This is a genomic window from Bradyrhizobium sp. CIR48 (assembly GCF_014198315.1).
Classification (GTDB): domain Bacteria; phylum Pseudomonadota; class Alphaproteobacteria; order Rhizobiales; family Xanthobacteraceae; genus Bradyrhizobium.
Window position 1 is genome coordinate 151,991 of the sequence record NZ_JACIHG010000014.1, and the last position, 20,837, is coordinate 172,827.

At 65.5% G+C, this 20,837-nt stretch carries 20 protein-coding genes and 2 tRNA genes; 5 read left to right on the forward strand and 17 right to left on the reverse strand.

Annotated features, from left to right (window positions below; genetic code table 11):
- The first annotated feature begins 253 nt into the window (after positions 1 to 253).
- Positions 254 to 763, forward strand: coding sequence for a GNAT family N-acetyltransferase (locus GGD66_RS34985; RefSeq protein ID WP_018318962.1), 510 nt, complete (start codon positions 254 to 256; stop codon positions 761 to 763).
- A 176-nt stretch (positions 764 to 939) separates the two neighbouring features.
- The gene (gene ppa / locus GGD66_RS34990) at positions 940 to 1,476 is read left to right on the forward strand and encodes an inorganic diphosphatase (protein WP_018318963.1); all 537 of its coding nucleotides are present in this window, start codon (positions 940 to 942) and stop codon (positions 1,474 to 1,476) included.
- A 135-nt stretch (positions 1,477 to 1,611) separates the two neighbouring features.
- On the opposite strand, the gene folD is transcribed toward ppa, so the two are convergent.
- From folD to GGD66_RS35005, 3 genes are read right to left on the reverse strand one after another with little or no spacing between them, the layout of a single operon-like run.
- Complete coding sequence (folD, locus tag GGD66_RS34995) at positions 1,612 to 2,496, reverse strand: bifunctional methylenetetrahydrofolate dehydrogenase/methenyltetrahydrofolate cyclohydrolase FolD (protein WP_183261215.1); 885 nt, start codon at positions 2,494 to 2,496, stop codon at positions 1,612 to 1,614.
- Between the two features lie 10 nt (positions 2,497 to 2,506).
- A complete protein-coding gene (locus GGD66_RS35000; protein ID WP_018318965.1) occupies positions 2,507 to 2,842 on the reverse strand; it encodes a DUF167 domain-containing protein in 336 nt (111 codons plus the stop codon).
- A 15-nt stretch (positions 2,843 to 2,857) separates the two neighbouring features.
- Complete coding sequence (locus tag GGD66_RS35005; protein ID WP_018318966.1) at positions 2,858 to 3,148, reverse strand: YggT family protein; 291 nt, start codon at positions 3,146 to 3,148, stop codon at positions 2,858 to 2,860.
- Between the two features lie 204 nt (positions 3,149 to 3,352).
- On the opposite strand from GGD66_RS35005, the gene GGD66_RS35010 reads away from it, so the two are divergent.
- Positions 3,353 to 3,428 (forward strand) — tRNA-Ala (locus GGD66_RS35010).
- Between the two features lie 111 nt (positions 3,429 to 3,539).
- On the opposite strand, the gene GGD66_RS35015 is transcribed toward GGD66_RS35010, so the two are convergent.
- From GGD66_RS35015 to GGD66_RS35045, 7 genes are all read right to left on the reverse strand, one after another.
- On the reverse strand, positions 3,540 to 4,352 hold the full coding sequence (locus GGD66_RS35015) for an enoyl-CoA hydratase (RefSeq protein WP_183261217.1): 813 nt from the start codon (positions 4,350 to 4,352) through the stop codon (positions 3,540 to 3,542).
- Between the two features lie 100 nt (positions 4,353 to 4,452).
- Entirely contained in the window at positions 4,453 to 5,247 is a 795-nt protein-coding gene (locus tag GGD66_RS35020) for a glutamine amidotransferase (RefSeq protein ID WP_183261219.1), read from the reverse strand.
- Between the two features lie 121 nt (positions 5,248 to 5,368).
- Positions 5,369 to 6,148 (reverse strand): SDR family oxidoreductase, encoded by a 780-nt coding sequence (locus GGD66_RS35025; protein ID WP_183236492.1) that lies wholly within the window; start codon positions 6,146 to 6,148, stop codon positions 5,369 to 5,371.
- A gap of 225 nt (positions 6,149 to 6,373) precedes the next feature.
- Positions 6,374 to 6,862 (reverse strand): TerB family tellurite resistance protein, encoded by a 489-nt coding sequence (locus GGD66_RS35030; RefSeq protein WP_183261221.1) that lies wholly within the window; start codon positions 6,860 to 6,862, stop codon positions 6,374 to 6,376.
- 237 nt (positions 6,863 to 7,099) lie between these two features.
- Positions 7,100 to 8,509: an adenylate/guanylate cyclase domain-containing protein gene (locus tag GGD66_RS35035; protein ID WP_183261223.1), complete on the reverse strand. Its 1,410-nt coding sequence runs from the start codon at positions 8,507 to 8,509 to the stop codon at positions 7,100 to 7,102.
- 48 nt (positions 8,510 to 8,557) lie between these two features.
- Positions 8,558 to 9,928 (reverse strand): cytochrome P450, encoded by a 1,371-nt coding sequence (locus GGD66_RS35040; protein WP_183261225.1) that lies wholly within the window; start codon positions 9,926 to 9,928, stop codon positions 8,558 to 8,560.
- A gap of 35 nt (positions 9,929 to 9,963) precedes the next feature.
- A complete protein-coding gene (locus GGD66_RS35045) occupies positions 9,964 to 11,337 on the reverse strand; it encodes a hydrolase (protein ID WP_183261227.1) in 1,374 nt (457 codons plus the stop codon).
- A gap of 146 nt (positions 11,338 to 11,483) precedes the next feature.
- On the opposite strand from GGD66_RS35045, the gene GGD66_RS35050 reads away from it, so the two are divergent.
- On the forward strand, positions 11,484 to 13,178 hold the full coding sequence (locus GGD66_RS35050) for an MFS transporter (protein ID WP_179732393.1): 1,695 nt from the start codon (positions 11,484 to 11,486) through the stop codon (positions 13,176 to 13,178).
- Between the two features lie 39 nt (positions 13,179 to 13,217).
- On the opposite strand, the gene GGD66_RS35055 is transcribed toward GGD66_RS35050, so the two are convergent.
- Both GGD66_RS35055 and GGD66_RS35060 read right to left on the reverse strand, forming a co-directional pair.
- Positions 13,218 to 13,433 carry a cysteine rich repeat-containing protein gene (locus tag GGD66_RS35055; RefSeq protein ID WP_183261228.1) on the reverse strand — a complete coding sequence of 72 codons (216 nt, stop codon included), beginning with the start codon at positions 13,431 to 13,433 and terminating at the stop codon, positions 13,218 to 13,220.
- Between the two features lie 171 nt (positions 13,434 to 13,604).
- Positions 13,605 to 13,943, reverse strand: coding sequence for a hypothetical protein (locus GGD66_RS35060; RefSeq protein WP_183261270.1), 339 nt, complete (start codon positions 13,941 to 13,943; stop codon positions 13,605 to 13,607).
- Between the two features lie 253 nt (positions 13,944 to 14,196).
- Here GGD66_RS35060 and GGD66_RS35065 point away from each other — a divergent pair, with 253 nt between their 5' ends.
- The gene (locus GGD66_RS35065; RefSeq protein ID WP_018318986.1) at positions 14,197 to 15,252 is read left to right on the forward strand and encodes a polysaccharide deacetylase family protein; all 1,056 of its coding nucleotides are present in this window, start codon (positions 14,197 to 14,199) and stop codon (positions 15,250 to 15,252) included.
- Positions 15,253 to 15,325: 73 nt separating this feature from the next.
- Here the strand turns inward: GGD66_RS35065 and GGD66_RS35070 are convergent, their stop codons facing one another.
- The 5 genes from GGD66_RS35070 to GGD66_RS35090 form a co-directional block, all read right to left on the reverse strand.
- The gene (locus GGD66_RS35070) at positions 15,326 to 15,727 is read right to left on the reverse strand and encodes a hypothetical protein (protein ID WP_183261230.1); all 402 of its coding nucleotides are present in this window, start codon (positions 15,725 to 15,727) and stop codon (positions 15,326 to 15,328) included.
- Positions 15,728 to 15,836: 109 nt separating this feature from the next.
- Positions 15,837 to 17,501 carry a hypothetical protein gene (locus GGD66_RS35075; protein WP_183261232.1) on the reverse strand — a complete coding sequence of 555 codons (1,665 nt, stop codon included), beginning with the start codon at positions 17,499 to 17,501 and terminating at the stop codon, positions 15,837 to 15,839.
- A 111-nt stretch (positions 17,502 to 17,612) separates the two neighbouring features.
- A tRNA-Thr gene (locus GGD66_RS35080) sits at positions 17,613 to 17,688 on the reverse strand.
- A gap of 100 nt (positions 17,689 to 17,788) precedes the next feature.
- A complete protein-coding gene (locus GGD66_RS35085; protein WP_183261234.1) occupies positions 17,789 to 19,525 on the reverse strand; it encodes a heme biosynthesis protein HemY in 1,737 nt (578 codons plus the stop codon).
- 36 nt (positions 19,526 to 19,561) lie between these two features.
- On the reverse strand, positions 19,562 to 20,773 hold the full coding sequence (locus tag GGD66_RS35090) for a COG4223 family protein (RefSeq protein WP_183261236.1): 1,212 nt from the start codon (positions 20,771 to 20,773) through the stop codon (positions 19,562 to 19,564).
- Positions 20,774 to 20,837: the final 64 nt, after the last annotated feature.

Sequence of the window (20,837 nt, forward strand, 5' to 3'; positions counted from 1 at the left end):
GAGCACGAACAGCGACAGTCACACTAGTAGGAACGAATCACTATGGGCGGACTTTCTGCGTGGCCCTCGCCCTTCATTCGTTGCCGCAGAGGGAGTTTTGCACCGACACACGGCACGCCGGTGCCATTCGAGTCGGCGCCCTGTCTTTTTTCGGTACAACATGGTTCAGATACTGATGCACAAAGTCCACACGTTAACCGATAATTAACGATAGGTCTTGCCGCCGGCGCGGCGACTTGGTTTGATTGCGCCCATGAGCACAACCCTGATCGAGGTCCGGCCGGCCAAAGCTGCAGATGCGACTGCGGTGGCGTCGACTCATGACGAAGCCTGGCGCTCCGCCTATCAGGGCATCATTCCCGGCGCCGAGCTGGAAAAGCTCATCAACCGCCGCGGCCCGCAATGGTGGGACAGCGCGATCCGCAAGGGCAGCCGCGTCAGCGTGCTGGTGTTCGGCGACAAGATCGCGGGCTACGCCAATTACGGCCGTAATCGCGCCCGCAGCCTGCATTTCGACGGCGAGATCTACGAGCTGTACCTGCGCCCCGAATTCCAGGGCCTCGGCTTCGGCCGCCGCCTGTTCGCCTCCGCCCGCCGCGACCTGATGCAGAGCGGGCTGAAGAGCATGGTGGTGTGGGCGCTCTCGGACAACGACCCCGCGACCGAGTTCTACCGGGCGCTTGGGGGCCGTATGGTGGCCCGCTCCTCGGAGCGGTTCGGACCGAAGTCGCTCGACAAGGTTGCCTTCGCTTGGACCAATTGAGCTGCTGAAAGCCTAGGCGGCAGCGTTTCCCTTCCGTCGATACCGTTGCCTTTGAGCCGGTGACTTCCGGATTCATTATTTCACAAAAACGCGATGGATCAGCGGGCCAAGCCCGCGTATGACAGCGCCAAATCGCTGCCGGGCGCGATTTATCCTCGGCAATAACGGAGCCTTGAATGCGTATCGATGCGATCTCGATCGGGAAGAACGTACCTCACGAAGTCAACGTCCTCATCGAAGTCCCCGTGGGCGGCGAACCGATCAAATACGAGATGGACAAGGAGGCCGGCACGCTGGTGGTCGACCGCTTCCTCTACACGCCGATGCGTTACCCCGGTAACTACGGTTTCATCCCGCACACCTTGTCGGATGACGGCGATCCCTGCGACGTCCTGATCATCAACACCCGCGCCATCATTCCCGGCGCCGTCATGAGCGTGCGCCCGGTCGGCGTGCTGTTCATGGAAGACGAAGCCGGCGGCGACGAGAAGATTCTGGCGGTGCCGTCGTCGAAGCTGACGCAGCGCTACGACAAGGTGAAGTCGTACTCCGACCTGCCCGACATCACCCTGCAGCAGATCCAGCACTTCTTCGAGCACTACAAGGATCTCGAGAAGGGCAAATGGGTGAAGATCCTGCGCTGGGGCGGCCCGGAGGACGCACACAAGCTGATCCTCGAAGGCATGGATCGCGAGAAGAAGAAGAAGGGCTGAAGCATCCGTGTCCCGGACGCGGCGCGGCATGAAATGACGCGACGCTGAGCCGGGACCCACGTCGCCGCTGGGCCCCGGCTCAGCAGCGCACCGCTGAAGAAGCGCTGCGCTGCGTCCGGGGCACGAGAACCTGACCTACACCGCCGGCTTCGGTAGCTCGGCGATCGCGCAGGCCGCACGCAGCGTGTTGACCAGCAGGCACGCCACGGTCATCTGGCCGACGCCGCCCGGCACCGGCGTGATCGCGCCGGCGACCCCAAGCGCTTCCTGATAGGCGACGTCACCGACGAGGCGCGTCTTGCCGTCTTCTTTGGGTATCCGGTTGATGCCGACGTCGATCACGGTCGCCCCCGGCTTCAGCCAGTCGCCGCGCACCATCTCGGGTCTGCCGACCGCGGCATAGACGAGATCGGCCTGCTTCACGAGCCCGGGCAGATCACGCGAGCGCGAATGCGCGATCGTCACCGTGGCGTTCTCGTTCAGCAGCAATTGCACCAGCGGCCGGCCGACCAGATTGGAACGGCCGATGACGATGGCGTTCTTGCCTTCGAGCGAGGCATGCACGCTCTTGGTCAGGATGATGCAGCCGAGCGGCGTGCAGGGCGACAGCGCCTCGAAACCGCCGGCGAGCCGGCCGGCATTGTTCGGATGCAGCCCGTCGACGTCCTTGGCGGGGTCGATGGCGTTGACGACGGACTCGGTGTTCAGCCCCTTCGGCAGCGGTAGCTGCACCAGAATGCCGTGCACGGCCGGATCGCGGTTGAGCTTCGCGACCAGCGCCAGAAGCTCCGCCTGCGAGACGTCGGCCGGCAGCTTGTGCTCGAACGAGGCCATGCCGGCGGCCTGGGTCTGGGTGTGCTTGGAGCGGACATAAACCTCGCTGGCGGGGTCGCTGCCGACCAGCACGACCGCCAGCCCCGGCACCAGATTGTGCTCGCGCTTGACGCGGCCAACCTCGTCCGCGACGCGGGCCCGGAGTTCCGCGGCGATGATTTTTCCATCGATAATCTTGGCGGTCATGTCAGTTCCCTCAGTCTTTCGATTGGGCCGAGACGAGCTGGCGCAGGGCTTCGCCGAGCCGTGCCGGATCGCCGTCGACCGCGATCTGCTTCAGCCGCGAGGTGGCGCCGGACAGAAGCTTTACGCCGGCCTTGGGGACGCCCAGCGATTTCGCCAGCAGGACCAAAACGGCCTTGTTGGCCTCGCCGCCATCGGCGATGGCTCGCACCCTCACCTTGAGCACGCTGCGGCCGTCGGCCAGTTGCTCGATCCCGTCGATGCCGTCGCGACCGCCGCGCGGCGTCACCCGCAGCGCGATGCTGATTCCTGCGGCCGAGTAACGCCAGGGTTCCTTGTTTGCAACCAAGGCGCTCCAGCCCGCTCAGATCACGTTGGGGTAGATGTAGTACAGGATCACCCGCTCGATGAACATGATGATCAGGATCAGGATGATCGGAGAGATGTCGAGACCGCCGAGACTGGGCAGGAAATTGCGAATCGGCGCCAGCACAGGCTCGGTGATCCGGTACAGGAACTCCGCCACCGCCGAGACGAACTGGTTGCGCGTGTTCACGACGTTGAAGGCGATCAGCCAGGACAGGATCGCGGAGGCGATCAGCAGCCAGACGTAGAGGTCGAGCACGATGATGACGATGTCGAGAACGGCACGCATGGCTTTTGAAGCCTCTGGCTTTTGAAAACGTTGGCTGCGGTCGGGATTGACGCCTGTTGCTAGATATCGGTTCCCCCCGGCCCAAACAAGGGAAGTCCGTGCCCCGAACGGCTAAAACCGGGTGACACCCGTCCTTGACTTGACCTTGGCGGGGACTTAAATGGCGCCCGGTTGTCGGCCGCGTTTACCAGAGCGGCCAGCAAAGGGGCCATAGCTCAGCTGGGAGAGCGCGTCGTTCGCAATGACGAGGTCGGCGGTTCGATCCCGCCTGGCTCCACCACGCTTCGCCCTTCGGGCTACGCGTGGCGCAGCCGCGCGGAGCTCGAAGGGCGAAGCGTGGTGTCCGGCGAAGCCCGCAGGGCGAAGACGGACTGGTTGAGGAATACTCCCCCTACCTCCCCGTAAACCGCGGCGGCCGCTTTTCCATGAAGCTCGCCACGCCTTCCCGGAAGTCGCTGCCGGCGAGCGCCACCATCATCTCCCGATTGGCTTCAATGGTTGCCTCGGCGAGCGTCTGGAACGGCACCTCGTAGAGCTGGCGCTTGATCACAGCCATCGCGCTCGGCGAGACGAAATCGGCGAGATCGCGCGCATAGGCATAGGTCTCCTCGCGAAGCTTCTCAGGCGGGCAGAGCCGGTTCACCAGGCCGATCCGCAGCGCCTCGTCGCTCGGCACGCGCCTCGCCGAGAGCAGCAGATCCATCGCATTGGCATGACCGATGATGCGGGGCAGCATCCAGCTGATGCCGTGCTCGGCAATCAGGCCGCGCCGCGCGAAGGCCGTCGTGAACACGGTGTTGTCGGCGGCAAAGCGCAGGTCGCAATAGAGCGCGTGCACGAGCCCTATGCCGGCGGTCGCACCGTTGAGCATGGCGATCACAGGCTTCTTGATCGACGGATAGAAACCGTAGCGCGTCTGCCAATCCGGACGGCGGTTCATGTCGAACGGCGGCAGGTTCGAGGCGCGCCGGACGTCGTCGGGGTCGAGCCCCTTCAAAGCATCCATATCGGCGCCGGCGCAAAACGCGCGGCCCGCACCGGTGAGGATGATGACGCGGACATTGTCATCGGCGCTTGACGCTTCCATCGCATGGCGCACATCGCGCTCCATGGTCGGCGTCCACGCATTCATGCGATCGGGACGGTTGAGCGTGATGGTCGCGATCTTGTCGCTCACCTCATAGAGAATGTGCTCGTAGGCCATGACGCTCTCCCTTTGTCTGCCGGCGCAATTTCGCGCGCTCGTTGGGGAGCGAGCCTAGCATATCCAGGGATGAGGCAAGGGCTTCGCGCGAACGCGCGGATCACTCGGCGGCTTGCGCCAGCACCGGCCGGCGCGCCAGCCAGCCGTCGATGAAATGATCGAGCCAGGCGCGCTCCGCGACATCGTATACGGCACGATCGGCGAAATGATGATGTCGCTGCCGCGCACCGGGCGCGCTGAAGCCGTCATAGCCGCGCGTGGTCCAGCGATGCATCATCGCATAGGTCACGTCGGGATGAAACTGCACGCCGAAGGCATTGCCGGTGCGGAACGCCTGCACCGGAAAATCGTCGCCTTCTGCAAGCAGCTCGGCGCCGACAGGCAGCTCAAATCCTTCGCGATGCCAGTGATAGACCTGGGCCGGCCAGGCCGGGCAGAGGGCGTGGCCCGCGGCTGTGGGCCGGATCGGGTAGTAGCCGATCTGGGTCAGCGCATCGGCATGCGGCGCGACGCGGGCGCCGAGCTGCATCGCCAGCATCTGGGCACCAAGGCAGATGCCGAGAAATGGCCGCTGCTCGCGCAGCGGAATTTCGATCCAGTCGATCTCGCGGCGAACATAGTCGTCGGAATCATTCGCGCTCATCGGGCCGCCGAAGACCACGGCGCCGGCATGCTGATCGAGCGTCTCGGGCAGGGGATCACCGAAGCGGGGACGGCGGATGTCGAGCCGATGGCCAAGCGCACGCAGCGCATTGCCAACACGGCCCGGCGTCGAGGATTCCTGGTGCAGGATGATCAGAACCGGCAATTGGGTTTCGGAGGCGACGACACTTGGCGTCCTTCTCGGGAAGGGCACCACTTCTGCGCTACCAAACCTGTCCGTCCGGAACGACATGGCCTCTGCGAGTGCTATCGGTTCAGACCGTCAGCATAACTAAGCGATCGTTAATTTCGTGTGAGTTCGCGCACACATCGAAGCCGAAGCAAGCTCCGGGCCAATACGGGAGCTTCGAGGGCTAATGCCTCTGCCTCTGGAATCGGCTGGTGGCAGCCAGGATGAAGCCCCGCGGGAAGAAGCGCAGCGCGAATGGCACAATCTTGATGCCGAGACCAGGCAGCACTGCCCGTTTGTTGGCCATCAGGCCACGATAGGCCTCCTGCGCGACATCGGCGGCCGAAACATTTAGCAGGGCCGTATCATGTCCGGAGCCGACGCCCGCGCGCGCCTGGAATTCGGTGGGCACGGGACCCGGGCAAAGCACGGTGACGCGAACGCCGCGCGGCGCGAGCTCGGCCCGCAGCGCTTCGGTGAAGGAAATCACGTAGGCCTTGGACGCGTAGTAGACCGCCATGCCGGGGCCGGGCAGGAAGCCCGCGACCGAGCCGACATTGAGAAGACCGCCCTTGTTCCTGATGAGTTGATCGGCGAAGCGCAGCGACAAATCGGTCAGAGCCCGCACGTTGACATCGACAATCCCGATCTGCTCGTCGCGATCGCGCTCGATGGCATCACCGAACACGCCGAAGCCGGCATTGTTGACGAGGTGGTCGAGCTCGACGCCTTCGGCGGCGAGCGCCGCTGCGATGGTCTCGCCGGCGTCGGGGTCCTCGAGATCGCAGGCGATCACGATCGGCTTCTTGCCGCCTTTGGCGGCGAGCTCGTTCGCGAGCGCCTCCAAACGGTCCGCGCGCCGCGCTGTCAAAGCGAGACGATGTCCATTGGCGGCGAACACGCGCGCCAGCTCCGCACCTATGCCCGCCGAAGCACCGGTGATCAACGTTACCCGCTCAACCACGATCGAAGTCTCTTGAATTGAAGTATTTGGCCCCGCAATGACGGAACGAGAGCATAAGCCGTGCGCGACAGGCAAGCGGCGTCGGCCGCATGGCCGCCTGAGCGGGCGACAGGAGGCGCAGGAAAGCCGGGTTTTTACGGATGAATCCGGAGCCGGACGGCCGGCAGCTACATTAAAGTTTCGTCATGTGATCCGCACAACCGGCCATCCGCCGGTTTGCGCGGATCAGCCGCCGACGGCGCTGTCCGTCACCTGACCACCGGCGCGCTCCGCCACTGTATGCTTCAGGTCGATCCGGTCGCGCTGGGAAATCCCGAGCAGGTCGGAGGCGCGCCAGACGACGTTGTCTTCGAATTCGGAGACCTGGCCGTCGGCATAGACCAGCTCCCACATCATCCGGACGATGCGCTTGCGGCCCTCTTCGTCGAGCGAGCGCATGATGACGCTGGTGAAGTGATAGAGGTCCACCGCCTCGCCCTCGACCTGGGTGGCGTCCGCGATCAGACGATCCGCAGTGCCGCGATCGAGCTTAAAGTGGCTTTCGATCAGGCTGTGCAGCTTGCGCTGCTCGGCCGCGCTCGGCTGGCCGTTGAGCGAGATTACGTGGACCAGCAGCGCGGTGGCCGCCAACCGATAATCGCTGTCACCGAACGTGCGGTTCTGGTCATTGGGGGCAACAATATCGGCGATGAATTGGCGCAGGCCGTCGAGCATAAGATCCTACCGAAATCGATACAGCCGCGAGGCGCGGCCGTTACCAGCATTATATGAGCAGGAAACTCAACCGGCGCAACGTGCGTCAGTTCCGCGCGCTGCATTACGTTTCGGCAATCTGGATACCGTCATTCCGGGGCGATGCGCCAGCATCGAACCCGGAATCTCGAGATTCTCAGGTGCGCAGTTGCGCACCATAGTTCGCGCTGCGCGCGCCCCGGAATGACGAATGATCTCTCACGGAATCTCGTACACCACCATCTTGTCGGCGATGCCGCGCAGCGCTGCCTGTTTCTGGATCGGCTTGATCGCGCGCTGCTCCAGCACCTCGGCAACCGCGGGCGCATCGAGCACCGAGCCGGTGATGTGAATCTCCTGCGCGGTCGACAGGCTCTGCACGCGGGCGGCGATGTTGACCGTCTGGCCGAAATAATCCTGCCGCTCGTTGAGCATCACCGCGAGGCAGGGACCTTCATGGATGCCGATCTTGACGATGAGATCATCAGTGCCGCGCCGCTTGTTGAGCTGGTCCATCGCCGCGCGCATCCGCAGGCCCGCGACGATGGCATGCTCGGGACGGATGAAGGTCGCCATCACGGCATCGCCGATCGTCTTCACCACGGCGCCCTTCTCGGAGGAGATGATCTCGAGCAGTGCATGGAAATGCGCACGCACGAGATCGAAAGCGGCGAGATCGCCGACGCGCTCGTAAAGCGCCGTCGAGCCCTTCAGATCGGTGAACAGGAAGGTGAGGGACGTGATCTGGAGCCGCTGGTCCAGACTGAGGTTGTCCGCCTTGAAGACATCGCGAAAGGTCTGGTTCGACAGCATCCGCTTGGCGGTGAGGAACGGCTTGCGCTTGCCGATGAGATGATGGAGTGCCTCGGCCGCGATGAACACCGACGGCAGCACGCGCACGCCGGCCTGGTTCTCCAGCGACAGCCGCAGCGGACCCGGCCGCATGGTCGTGGTCCCCGTCGGGGCCTGCACCTTGTTGTACATGATGGCGAGCTGCTGACGATCCTTGGTCGGCTCGCCCTGGACGTCGATGAAATGGGCGGCGTGCGTGACCGGCTCGAAGATGATGACAAAGTCACTCGGCAGCTGCAGCGACATGGTCGCCTTCTCGCCGGCCGGCAACTCCATCGTATCCAGCGTCACCTCGTTCGCCAGCGTCGCAAACGATTCCTTGTTGAAGTCGACGCCGGAGCTCCAGAACACCTGCTTGAAATACTCCCACACCGGCAGCGTGTCGGGGTCATGCGCCGCGATGCGTCTGACCCGCGGATTCACGGTGAAAGACACCTCGACCTGGTCGTCGACGGAGGCCTTGTAGCCGCAAGCGCAGAGCGCGCAGTGATAATCGTCGGGCTTGAGCGCCTTCAACGTCGTGTGCGCGCCGAGCACGCCGCCGCAGCCTGGACACAGCACGTTCCAGCCGAGATCGAACAGCCCGAGCCGTGCTGCGTGCAGGAACGCCGAGATCGCGTGCTCTTCGTCGACGGCATGGTGCGTCGCGAAGTCGAGGACATTGACGCGATTGAGCTCGTGATCCTGGCCGTCCTCGATCAGACGCGCAATCGCATCGACCACCTTCGCGTCGGCGGTCTGCTTGAGAACGGAGAACTGGGCCTGGATGTCGCTCATCGCGGGACTCTGCTGGTTGAATCACGCCATCGGCCGGGCAATCGCCTGTCACCGACGGGTGATACGGAACATGGGTGAGTGGTCCGGCTGGGTCGTGACGACGCCGAGCGGGATCACGGGATTCGCCTGATCGGCGAGCTCGACACGGAACGCGCCGATCAGCCGGGCCAGCGCCAGCACGGATTCAGCTTGCGCAAACGGTGCGCCGATGCAGACGCGCGGACCTGCGCCGAACGGCAGATAGGCGAAGCGATCGGGCGCCTCCGTCGACATGAAGCGCTTTGGAATGAACGCGTTCGGTTGATCCCACAGCTTCTCGTGCCGGTGCAAAAGCCAGGGCGCGATCATGATGATGTCGCCCTTGGCGATCTCGACGCCGGCCGCATTGTCCTTCTCGCGGGCGGCGCGCGCGACCAGGAAGGCCGGCGGATAAAGCCGCATGGTCTCGTCGATCACTGCGCGGGTGAATTTCTGGCGATCGATGTCGGCCATGCTGTCGAGATGCTCGCCGCTTGTCTCGGACGCCACCTCCTCCTGCGTCTCCGGATCGAGTGCGAGCAGATAGAGCGCCCAGAACAACGCCGTCGCCGTGGTCTCATGACCCGCCAGGATCATGGTCGCGACCTCGTCGACGAGCTGCTCGTCGGAAAAGCCCTTGCCGGTTTCCGGATCGCGCGCCACGTCCATGAGATCGAACAGGTCACGCGGCGGCGCGCCGTCCTTCTTGCCGGCGGCGCGCCGCTCGGCGATCAGCATGGCGACGAACTCGGTCCAGCGCTTGCGGAAGCGGGCGCGGGCAAAATCCATCGGGCTCGGCCACGACACCGGCAGCAGCATGTCGAGGAAGTAGGGCCGTCCCAGCCGGGACGCATACTCCATGATGAAATTGCGCAGGGTCGCGCCATGCCGGTCCATGCCGAACGAGAACATCGTGCGCCCGGCGATCTCCAGCGTCATGCGCTGCATGATTTCGCGCAGATCGACCGGCGCGCCCGTCTGCGTATCGAGCTTCGCAATGGTCTCGTCGAGCACCGCCGTCATGTGCGGCACGAGGTTGGCGGTGGCGCGCGGCGTGAAGGCCGGCGCAAGCGTCCGGCGCTGGAACGTCCAGGAATGACCTTCCGCGATCAGGAGCCCGTCGCCGAGCACCGGGCGCAGCATGCGGATGCCCGCCGGCGTGCGCGTATAGTTCTCATAATTGTTGAGCAGGACGTGCCGGATCGCATCCGGCTGATTCAAGATGAAGCTGTTGCGAAGGAAGAAGCGGCCCTTGATGACCTCTTCCTCATAGGCGGGCTGCCCCCATGTCGCGATCATGTTGCGCCGGATCACGGCAAGCCGGCCGAAGAACGACATGTCGTCGGGCGCACGCGGGGGAGCCGGGGGGATGATGGGCCTACGCACGCTGGCGATATTCATGGCTCTCTCCCGCAAGATGTGACGCAGGCAAATAGCTAGTAAGTCAGCTCGGCGACCGCAATCCTGTTCTCCTGGGCGGGCCAGGCGCGCGCCACAATTCGTTCTTCGCCGAACTCGGCCACAATGTTACGCCCAACCTCGCTGGCGGGAAGCCGCAGGGTTGCTGCCGCATCCGTGGGCACGCCCGGCTTGACATCGGCCGGCTCCTTGCCGTCGAAGAGCACCACGTCCCGCGGCAGGCCGAAATAGCCCCTCGGCCGCGACATGATCACGACCGCGCCTGCGTCCTTGTCGGCCGGCCCGAGTGGGCGCGCGGCCCGCAAATGCACGACATCGGATGAGCGCGGGAACGGCGAGCGGTAGATGTGCGTCGTCGGCGTGTCGGGCGATGCCAGCACGAATTCGAGCGACCAGGCGGGATCGACCTGAGCCGGCCCCCAGCGGCCGTCGGCACCGGTCTTCGCGCTGTGCAGCGCACCACCCTTGCGCTCTCCGGTTTCCGGATCGACGCGAAAGATATCGACGGTTGCGCCCGCCGCCGGGCGATTGGTCGGCAGGCCGCCCGGCGTCCCCGTGACGAGGCCGCTCAGCCGGACGCTTGGCTCCGGCACGATCGCGATGCGCGCGGGCTCGCGTCCCGCGATGAATTTGTAGATCTCGCGGAAGGCGCGCGGATGGAACGCCACTTCGCGATGATCGAGTGCGCCGAGCACGACATTGATGGCGCCCTTCAGCTCCGGCCCTTCATTGGTGACACCGGTCGGCGTGCCGGGCTTGCCGATGAAGCGGCCGTCGGCCTGGGCGTATTTGTCCATGCCGTCGCTGCGCAAGGTGAGGAAGGCGACACCCGGCGTCACCTCGTTCTCGCCCTCGTTCAGACCACGCAGGAATACGCCACGGCCGTTGAACTCGTTGTTGGGCTGGTCGTCGGTGGCGAACACGCCGTGATTGGGCGTGCCGCACAAGACCGCGTGGCTGACGTCGCCGGCACCGCCATTCTTGATCACGTTGCGGATCGAATAGCCGCCGCGCGAGCTGCCGACCAGCGCCACGCGCGCCGCGCCGGTGCGGCGCTTCAGCTCAGCGATGGCAGCGGCGAGCTCGCGGCGCTGGTCCTCGGTCGAGGAGCGGTTCGCCTGCTCGACCTTGTCGTCGCTGCGCGCGTTGGGATCGGTGAAATTGATCGCCATCATGCGATCGCGCGCGATGCCGTTGGATTCCATCCGCCACAAGGTCGTCATCCAGAGCGCGTCGTAGTCGCCATTGCCGTGGACGAACAGGATCGGCGGCACCTCGGTGCCCGGCGCCGCAGCGGGCGCGGATTGGGCCGATGCGCCGGTCCGCAAGCTCGCAATTGCGAAAGGCAAGCTGCCGGCCCCCTGCAGGATCGTCCGTCGCGACAGCTTCATTTGTTCCTCCCGGCAAACCAACTCTTTGCACCGCTTATAGCGGCCTAACCACTGGACAGCGAAGGACTTTCGCGGGCATCACTGAATTTGCCGGAATCGCCCAGGATCACTCCAAGACCATTCTGCCAGCCCGTTTGGAAGGGGATATGACCGAGCAGACGAACCGCCAGAAAATCGCCGCCGACGGCATCACCGCGCCTCTGCGGTACACGGTGTTCCGGCGCATCTGGCTCGCCAGCCTGCTCTCCAATCTCGGCCTCCTGATCCAGGGCGTCGGCGCGGCCTGGGCGATGACGCAGATGGCGGCCTCGGCGGACAAGGTCGCGCTGGTGCAGACTGCCTTGATGCTGCCGATCATGCTGATCTCGATGCCGGCCGGCGCCATCGCGGACATGTATGACCGCCGCATCGTCACCCTGGTCTCGCTGATGGTCGCGCTCGCCGGCGCGACGGTACTGACGGTGCTGGCAGGGTTCAATCTCATCACCCCGGAGACGCTGCTCGCCTTCTGCTTCGTGGTCGGCAGCGGCAACGCGCTGTTCGGCCCGGCGTGGCAGTCTTCGGTCAGCGAACAGGTGCCGCCCGATGCGCTGCCTTCGGCCGTCGCGCTGAATGGTATCAGCTACAACATCGCGCGCAGCTTCGGCCCCGCGGTCGGCGGCGTCATCGTCGCCGCGCTCGGCGCGGTGGCCGCCTTCGCCTGCAACGCGATCCTCTATCTGCCGCTGCTGGTGGTGCTGCTGCTGTGGCGGCGCAGCACCGAGCCCTCGCGCCTGCCGCGGGAAAAGCTCAACCGCGCCATGGTCTCGGGCTTCCGCTACATCACCAATTCACCGCCGATCAAGATCGTGCTGTTGCGCACGCTGGTGATGGGCCTGATCGGCGGCGCCATCATGGCGCTGATGCCGCTGGTCGCGCGCGACCTGCTGCATGGCGGTGCGCAGACTTACGGCATCATGCTGGGCGCCTTCGGCATGGGCGCCGTGATCGGTGCGCTCAACATCCACGAATTGCGCAAGCGCATGAGCGGCGAGGCTGCGATCCGCGCCTGCACCATCTCGATGGCCTTTGCGATGGCCGCCCTTGCCCTGAGCACCGAGCCGGTGCTGACGGCGACCGCGCTGGTATTGGCCGGGGCGGTCTGGATGGCCGCGATCGCGCTGTTCAATATCGGCGTGCAGCTCTCGGCGCCGCGCTGGGTCGCCGGCCGCTCGCTCGCGGCATTCCAGGCCTCGATTTCGGGCGGCATCGCCATCGGTGCCTGGGGCTGGGGCCATCTCACCGACTATGCCGGCGTCGAGATCGCATTGCTGACCGCCGCCGGCCTGATGCTGATCTCGCCGCTGCTCGGGATCTGGCTGACGATGCCGCGCGTCGGTGCCCGCAACGAGGATGCCGACGTGCTGGCCGATCCCGAGGTGAAGCTGTCCCTGACGGGGCGCAGCGGACCCCTGGTGGTCGAGATCGAATATCGCGTCGCTCAGGAGAACGCGCGCGCGTTCCACAACGTGATGCAGGACGTGCAGCTCTCCCGGCAGCGCAACGGCGCTTATGGCTGGTCGATCGCCCGCGACATCGCCGACCCCGAATTGTGGACCGAGCGCTATCATTGCCCGACCTGGTTCGACTATTTGCGCCAGCGCAACCGCTCGACCCAGTCCGAACGCGCGCTGCATCAGCAGGCGATCGATTTCCATATCGGTCCCGAGCCGGTGCGGATCCGCCGCATGCTGGAGCGTCCGTTCGGTTCGGTGCGCTGGAAGGAGGAGACGCCGGATCGTGCTAGTGCCGAGGTGCTGCCGGTGGTCGCGACCGCGGCGGGGAGCAGTGTCAGACCGTAGCCCGGATTACGCTTCGCTCCATCCAGGCTACGAGAACTCTTACTGCCCGTGCTCGGTCAGCACCTTGTCGCAGCCTTTGCTCAGCTTCGTGCGGTGCTGCTTCAGGCAGGCGAGCACGGCGCCATCGCCATTGTTCATCACGGCACGGCAGAAGCGGGTGACGTCGCGCGCGCAGGCATCGTGGCCCGGCTGCTGCTGCGCGGATGCGACCGATGCGCCGAGCAACAAAGGAAGTATGAAAAGAAATCTGGCCATCGCGTAATGCCTCTTACCCGGAAGAATGTGCGGGCGAAGCTAGTGCGACGATCCCTCAGCCGCAACGGCTTTATTGGCAGGCTGCATGGCGCCGCCGCGTGACCCCGGCTTGACGCCGGGGCGTATCGCGAGGGGAGCTAACCGACGCAACGATTGCAGTGTTGCGTGCTCTTACTGCTTGTCCTGGGCGTCAGCGACCTTGCGCGACGCGCCCTTGGCGAGATCCTTGTCCATCACCGCGCGGCAGCCGGCGCTCAGATCCAAGCGATGCTTCATCATGCACGCCGTGATCTTCGGGATGTTGGGGATTTCCGACGAGCACAGGCGGAAGGCGTCGCCGGTGCACTGCTGCTGCGCCTCGGCCGAGAAGGCGAAGCTCGAACTCGTCGCGACGAGCGAGACGATGGCGGCCAAGCCGAGCGCCAGGCTGGCGTCCCGGAGACTGGCAGAGAAGGACTTGGTGTTAAGAGGCTTGGTGTCAAGAGACTTGGTGTCGAGGGCCTTGGTCATCTGAAGCTCCCATTGGCGCCGTCGCAACGGTGCCTGTTGTTGATGGGAACTACGATGCTCCAGCAAAACAGTTTCCACTGTGATGATGGTCACGGGCTGCACCCCGACTGTGATGTCGGTCACTTTGGCGCACCTCCCTGAAATTCCTCCACAACCGCCGTCGTGTTGGTGTCACGTTAACTGTTACTTCGCATTAATGGCTCGTCGCGCGGGAAATTCCGCCGGTTTGGTTGCGTAATTGGAAAGAGTAGCGATGCGTAATGCGTTGGGCCTGATGTTGGCCAGTGTAGTTGCGGCGGTCGTGATCGCCGCCGGCGGTTGGTTTTATTATTCCTCGCGCGCCGATCAGGCCGCTCCCAAGACAATTGCCGCCCGTGCCGCCGATCCATTGCCGGCACCGGCGAAGCTCGCCGCCAGGGATGACGTCGAGACCACCGCGACGATCGCGGCCAAGCCGACGACAGTTGCTCAGGCACCTGCGCCCGCCCCGGCCATGCCGGTTCAGCAGAAATCGACCTGCGCCAATCCGAACGCGCTGGGCGTCTCCCGCGTGGTCGAGATCGACACCACCGGCGGCCCCGGCTTCGGCTTCGACCATTTCAAGCAATTCGACTTCCTCACCGACAAGGAGGTCGTGCTGACCTTCGATGACGGTCCCTGGCCCGTGAACACGCCGAATGTGCTGAAGGCGCTGGCGGATGAATGCACCAAGGGCCTGTTCTTCTCGGTCGGCAAGCACGCGACCTATCATCCGGAAATCCTGCGCCAGGTGCTGGCCCAGGGCCACACGGTCGGCACTCACACCTGGTCGCACGTCAATCTGAACGGCAAGAAGATGACGGAGCAGATGGCCAAGGACGAGGTCGAAAAGGGCATCAGCGCGGTGAAATTCGCGCTTGGTGCCAACCCGGCGCCGTTCTTCCGCTTTCCGCAGCTGCAGCATAATCCGGCGATCGTGAGCTATTTCGGCACCCGCAACGTCGCGATGTTCTCGACCGACGTCGACTCCTTCGACTTCCGCAAGGGCGCGACGCCGGAAAAGATCATCGAGACGGTGATGACCCGGCTCGACAAGCTCGGCAAGGGCATCATCCTGATGCACGATTTCCAGAAGAATACCGGCATAGCCCTGCCGACGCTGCTCGCGCGGTTGAAGGCCGGCGGCTACAAGGTCGTGCAGATGAAGGCCAAGACGACGCTGCAGACGCTGCCGGAATATGACGAAGCGATCATGAAGGACATGAAGGTGCCGACCGCGAGCACGAACACGCGTCCGATCGGAAGCGTGGTGCAGACGGTCTCGCAGTAAACGCCATCTATCCAATCCAAAACTCTTGCGTCATGGCCGGGCTCGTCCCGGCCATTTGCTTTTGGCGAGCCCCTTACCAATAGATGCCGTGGCGGTGCAGCTCGCTGATGATGCGGCGCTCGGTCCAGCGCTTGGACCTCGGCTTGTCCGCCCTTGCCGTTTTCTTGGTGGCGGGCTTGGTTGTCGCGACCGGCGCCGGGGTGGTCGTGGGCGTGGTCGCCGCCGGAGCGGTCGGAGTGGCCGTGGCGGCCGGCGCAGAGAGCGACACTGCCGGCGGACGATCGGAATATTTCGGCGCCTCGGTGGCCGGCGCAGCTTCGCTCGCCTGCGGCGTGGAGGTGGTCGCCGAGGTTGGCGTGGTCAGTGGAGCGGGAGCCTGGGCGCCCGCCGCGGACAGCGACAGGCTGCGGGAGCCGTCTGCCTGGGCAGAGGCAGAAGCCAGGACCATGGCGGCAACCAGAATGATCTTGCGCATGTGAAATCTCCCCGTGTTGGCGTACCCGGGACATTACGGGCAAGGTGTCCTGGGTTAAGTGAATTGGCCTCACACAATCGCGGAGCAATTTCGAACCGGCCGGCTGCGATCAACACCCCCGCCGATAAACCCGCAGCGTCACGTCCGGAAAGCTCATGCTGTCGAGCAGGCAGACGCCCCTTTCCGCGTCCATGCGGGCGATGAGCTCATCGCCGACCCGCGGTCCGACCAGCGTGTGCTGGATCGAGCTCGAGACCACGAGGATGTCCGACTGCAGAAGCGCGTCTGCGGTGGCCGCTGCCGTTCGATGCAGCATCTCGCCACGGACGACCAGATTCATCCGCGCCTGCGCCGCATACAACTGAATGGTCGCGGGCGTGACCGGGTAGGGACTCGAAAAGCCGACGTAAAGCGGGCCCGACAGCGGTGGCTTGACGTCGCGCAGAAGCGACCAGAGACGCTCGGTCGATGCGCGGATGCTGTCCTGCTGCTGTGCGCTCAGCGGCGTCGCCACGCTGAGCTGACCGATCACGACGTGCTTGACGAACAGCGCGAGGGCGATTGCGAGCGCAAGCACGCGGCCTGCCGTCAGCAGATGGCGACGGATGTCCGCCGCAAGGACCGTGCGCGCAAGCAGCGATTCCATGGACGCCATGCTGGCGCAGCCATTGAGGACCATCGCGACGATGAACACGCCGTAGAACATTGCGCCGAAAAAGTAGGTCTTGATCTCGGCAACGGACGGAATGGCGTAGGCAATCAGCACGGTCGCGAGCAGAACGACCGCATCCAGCACCGCAGCCTGGCCCTGGATCGCAGCGAGCACGAAGCGCAGCAGCATCAAGGCCAACCCGATGGCGAGCCAATAGTGCAGGCCGAACTGTCCCTCTCCACCGATGGAGAAGCGTAGCAGTCCGGGCCAGAAACCTTCGCCCGTCGTCCAGAGGTCGCGCTGGCCGACGAACACGTTGAGAATGTAGGTGACGGTCTCGACCAAGGCCGGGCCGATCAGCACGGCCGTGGTCGCGATCAACGGCAGCACGAACCACGCGAGCGCGCCGAGCGCAGTCCTGATCGACAGGCGCAATCCGCCGGCCTGGATGCAATCGACGACCAGCCGGATCGCGAATGCGCTGCCGAGCAGAGCGAGCGCGGCCGGGAACGACGTCGGCTTGATGCAGGCGGCGAGTGCGCAGGCAACGCCGAGGCCAGCCAGCGACCGGGCGCTGCGCCGGAGCACGCCGCGGTAGACGATGGCACCGGCGGCAAGACCAATGGCAAGTCCCGAGGGCAGATCGGGACGCGCCTCGGTAATCGTGTGCCACAGCACCGGCACGCACACTGCTGCGACCAGACACGATGCGATCTCGAGAACCGGCCGTCGCCGAACCAGCCAGATGATCCCGAGCAGGAAGCCGAAGACGATCACGGCATGAACGAGATAGGGACCGACATAGCTTCCGGGAAACGACCAAAAACCGGTGGCCGCCACCAGCGTCGAAAACGGCGCATGGTGATGCAGCAAGTCCCAGACGCTGCCGGCGACGCCGCGGCTTCCAAAGGCATTCACCCATCTGACCGCGTCTTCGAAATAGGCGACGTCGTCATAGAGCGGGGGAACGGACAGCCGGCTGTGCAGCCGCGACGCGTCGAGCGATTTGGAAGCGACGATGGCGGTGATCAACGCCGCAAGGATGACGAGGCCGGGCCGCCGGACCCAGTCGCTCCGATCCGCGGAGCCCGGCTCCGTTCGCGATGCCCCTGCCTGCCCCATTGCCCACACCCCGCCAGCGCGCATCGTAGAGACGCCAGCATCGCGCGCAATGCGCCGGATGCAATGGCCGGGACTGGGCTCGCGCTTCTTGGATCGGATGAGTTGAGGCGCTGGTGCCGCAAGAGGGATTCGAACCCCCGACCCCGTCATTACGAATGACGTGCTCTACCAACTGAGCTATTGCGGCGAACCCTGCCGGGGCCAAGGCGATGCCGGCCCCGATACGCGCGCTCCTGATATCGGGCATGGCCCGAATTGGCAAGGACAAGCCGGGTTCGAAATGCGGCTCACGCGCCCCAGCGGGACCAGAATCCGCGCCAGCCGCCGGCCTGGGCTTTGGGTGTACCGATTTGTTCCGTAAATTCATCACTCGGACCCTCGTCATCGATCCCGGGATCGTCGGGGGCCCGGACGATCGGGATGACCGCGGGAATCGGCGCTGGCGCCGGTTTGCCGAGGTCGGCGCGGCTCCGGAACACCGGTGTCGCCGCCGGCGGCGGTGATTCGGCGGGCTCCGGGGCCGGTTGGACCGGTTCGGCGGTCACAACGGCCGGCTCTTCTTTGGCCATCGGGGGCGAATTGTCCTGCGCGGCCGGCACTGGCGCCGGTGCTGTCACGAGCGGTTCCGCTGGGCGTTCGCTGGGAGCCACCGTCACCCGCTTCGGCGGCGGGGCCGCCAGCATGGCCTCCTCGAAGGCCGAGGATTCGATCGTGGTCCCCTTGTCCGAAGGCAGGCTCGCGACCGGGGTCTGCCACTGGAACGCATCGAGCCGCCCGGTGACCGGCGAGACCGGGCGCCAGCGGTCGCTAACGTAGCCGTCCGCAGTCCAGGCCGGATCGTGACGGGCGCGCACCGCCCGCAGGGTCCACGCGCGGGCGCGGCCGCTATCGCCATGCTCGGCACGCTCGATCTCGGCCATCAGCAGCGCGACGCGCTGGGTCGGATCGCTGAGATAAGGCGCGAGCACTTCGCGCGCGCGGGCGAACTCGGAGGCGTCGATCGCGGCACGCGCGATCGCGAGCTGGCCCTCGATATGGCCGGACTTGTCGGCAGGCGTCTTCGCCGCAAGCGTCTCGACCCGCTGCAAGCGGTGCCAGGCGGTATCGCCGAGCTTCACATGGGCATAGGCATCCGCGAGATCCGGATGCGGATTGGCGAGCCAGGCAGCTTCCACCCGCTTCATGGCGCGGCGCACCTGATGTGCCTCGCTGTCGAATTTTGCCGCGAGCACGGCCGCGGGCACCAAGGTTGGCGCAAGCTTCACCGCCTCCATCACGCTCTCGCGCGCGACGTCGCGGTCCATCGTCTGCAATTCGAGCGCGCGCGCGGTGAGCAACACACCGCTTTGGCGGCGATAGGCCTGCTTGTCGATCAGGCCTGCGGACAAATTCGAATCGAGGATCGCGAGCGCGCCGCTCCAGTCGCCGCGCGCGCAGCGGAAGCCGAGCACCGCTTGCGAGGCCCAGGTCGAGGACGGCGACAGCTTGATCGCTTCCTCCGCGATCATCACGGCGCCGACCGCATCGTCGGCGCGCTGCGCCTCAATGAACAGGCCGCGCAGGCCGAGCAGGCGCGTGTCCTCGCGCTCGGCCATGGCGCGGAAGACGCGCTGCGCCTCGTCGCGATTGCCTTCGAGCTGCGCCGACTGCGCATGCAGGAGCAGCGCGAGCGGATCATTCGGCGCATGCCGCCGCGCCGTTTCCGCGTGCCGGCGGGCGAGTGCGGTATCACCATGACCGATCGCGAGCAGGCCGTGGGTGATGGCGTGGCGGCCCCGCGCGTGGCGCTTGTCATGGCGGCGGCGGCGCAGACGCCCCGGCGTGCGCCAGATCGTCGTCACGATGCTCCAGACCAGCACGACGGCCGCGGCAAACAGGCCAAGCAGGAACACGAATTTGGGAAGCGTGGTCGAGGCGCGGAAACTGCCCGCAGTCAGGACGAGATCGCCGGGCTGGTCGGCAACCCAGGCCGCGCCGGCCGCCGCCAGCGCGATCAGGACAAGGAAGAGGACGATGCGAAGCATGGCGATCCCTATACGCGCTTAGTATTGCGCGAAGCTTTATTGAGCAGGCTTGACGAGATCCGCCATGGCATCGTCGGCTAACTTGCGGGAAGCGGCGAGCGCAGCGTCGCGGGCATCGGCCTTGTCGAGCCAGGCCTGCGCCGGCGCACGATCGGCCTCGGCCAGCGTCTTGAGCTCGCGCCGCGCTTCCACGAAATCATTGCGAAGCGCCGCCGCCGTCACCCGTGCGACGATGGCGCCACGATCGTTGCCGACCCCGTCGGTGCGCTCGATGCGGACCAGCTTTGAGGCTCCTGCCTGGAGACGCTCGACGATGCCCGTGCCGCTGGTCTGGGCTTCCGCCGGCGGCGACAGCTTCGGCACGATGTTGAGCAGCTCGCGGCTCAGCGCCACCGGCGTCGGGATGCCTGACGCGGCAAAGGTGTCGAGCGGCTTCAGCATATCGGGCTTTGTCACCATCGCCCGCGCTGCGGCCAATTGCGACTCGTAAGCATCGCCGTGACGAACGGCAACGTCGAGCAGGGCCGCCGCCACCACATGGCGCAGCGGCTTGTCGTCCAGCGTCTTCGCATCGGCGATCTTCTCGCCCTGCTGCGCGAGCTCGGCACGTTCGGCCTTGCTGGCGCGCTCGAGCTGGGCGATGCGGTCGCTCAGAGCGGCGAGGTCGGGTGCGGCAGCGCGTGGGGCAGATTTCGCATCGTTCAATGTGCTCGCGGTCTTGTCGAACTGCGTACGCAGATTGGCGACGTCGCTGCGCAAGCCGCTCGCGGATTTCTCCAGCGCGTCGATCCGCGCCGCCATCGCGGGATCGGCGGCGGGCTTGCCCGCCTTGGCTTCAACTGCCGCAACGCGACCGCTCAGCGCATCGACCGTCGCGCTCGTGACTTGCGGGGTGGCCGGCGGTGCCTGCACGGCGGGCCAGCCCAGCATCCAGCCGACCGCGATCACGACCGCCGCCGCGACAGCGCCGGAGAACGGCGCGATGACCCAGGGCGACATCGGCGCAGACACGGGAGCCGGCGCAACCGCGGCCTGCGGTTCGGTCCGCTCCGGCTCTGCGTCAACCTGGTCGGATTTTGCCTGCTCAGGCTCGGCGTGCTCCGGCGCCGGCGGTGCCTCGGGCTCGACCGCCGGCTCCTGCGGCTGGGTCGAGACTTCGCTGGCTTCGAGGTCGATGGTGGGCGGAGTGCGCTTGGCACGGCCGGACTCAGGAGCCAATCCTGCGTCTTCAGGCTTGTCGTCGGCCATCGTGACGGTTCCTCACACTTCCATACGCGGGACGGACCCGATTACGTCGGATTCGGCTCGACCT

Coding starts and splice junctions, on each gene's coding strand:
- GGD66_RS35070 (WP_183261230.1), bottom strand. CDS start 15,727: ATGCGCAAGATCATTCTGGTTGCCGCCATGGTCCTGGCTTCTGCCTCT.
- GGD66_RS34985 (WP_018318962.1), top strand. CDS start 254: ATGAGCACAACCCTGATCGAGGTCCGGCCGGCCAAAGCTGCAGATGCG.
- GGD66_RS35040 (WP_183261225.1), bottom strand. CDS start 9,928: ATGAATATCGCCAGCGTGCGTAGGCCCATCATCCCCCCGGCTCCCCCG.
- GGD66_RS35060 (WP_183261270.1), bottom strand. CDS start 13,943: ATGACCAAGGCCCTCGACACCAAGTCTCTTGACACCAAGCCTCTTAAC.
- GGD66_RS35055 (WP_183261228.1), bottom strand. CDS start 13,433: ATGGCCAGATTTCTTTTCATACTTCCTTTGTTGCTCGGCGCATCGGTC.
- GGD66_RS35045 (WP_183261227.1), bottom strand. CDS start 11,337: ATGAAGCTGTCGCGACGGACGATCCTGCAGGGGGCCGGCAGCTTGCCT.
- GGD66_RS35030 (WP_183261221.1), bottom strand. CDS start 6,862: ATGCTCGACGGCCTGCGCCAATTCATCGCCGATATTGTTGCCCCCAAT.
- GGD66_RS35075 (WP_183261232.1), bottom strand. CDS start 17,501: ATGGGGCAGGCAGGGGCATCGCGAACGGAGCCGGGCTCCGCGGATCGG.
- GGD66_RS35090 (WP_183261236.1), bottom strand. CDS start 20,773: ATGGCCGACGACAAGCCTGAAGACGCAGGATTGGCTCCTGAGTCCGGC.
- GGD66_RS35065 (WP_018318986.1), top strand. CDS start 14,197: ATGCGTAATGCGTTGGGCCTGATGTTGGCCAGTGTAGTTGCGGCGGTC.
- folD (WP_183261215.1), bottom strand. CDS start 2,496: ATGACCGCCAAGATTATCGATGGAAAAATCATCGCCGCGGAACTCCGG.
- GGD66_RS35005 (WP_018318966.1), bottom strand. CDS start 3,148: ATGCGTGCCGTTCTCGACATCGTCATCATCGTGCTCGACCTCTACGTC.
- ppa (WP_018318963.1), top strand. CDS start 940: ATGCGTATCGATGCGATCTCGATCGGGAAGAACGTACCTCACGAAGTC.
- GGD66_RS35015 (WP_183261217.1), bottom strand. CDS start 4,352: ATGGCCTACGAGCACATTCTCTATGAGGTGAGCGACAAGATCGCGACC.
- GGD66_RS35085 (WP_183261234.1), bottom strand. CDS start 19,525: ATGCTTCGCATCGTCCTCTTCCTTGTCCTGATCGCGCTGGCGGCGGCC.
- GGD66_RS35020 (WP_183261219.1), bottom strand. CDS start 5,247: ATGTCGTTCCGGACGGACAGGTTTGGTAGCGCAGAAGTGGTGCCCTTC.
- GGD66_RS35035 (WP_183261223.1), bottom strand. CDS start 8,509: ATGAGCGACATCCAGGCCCAGTTCTCCGTTCTCAAGCAGACCGCCGAC.
- GGD66_RS35050 (WP_179732393.1), top strand. CDS start 11,484: ATGACCGAGCAGACGAACCGCCAGAAAATCGCCGCCGACGGCATCACC.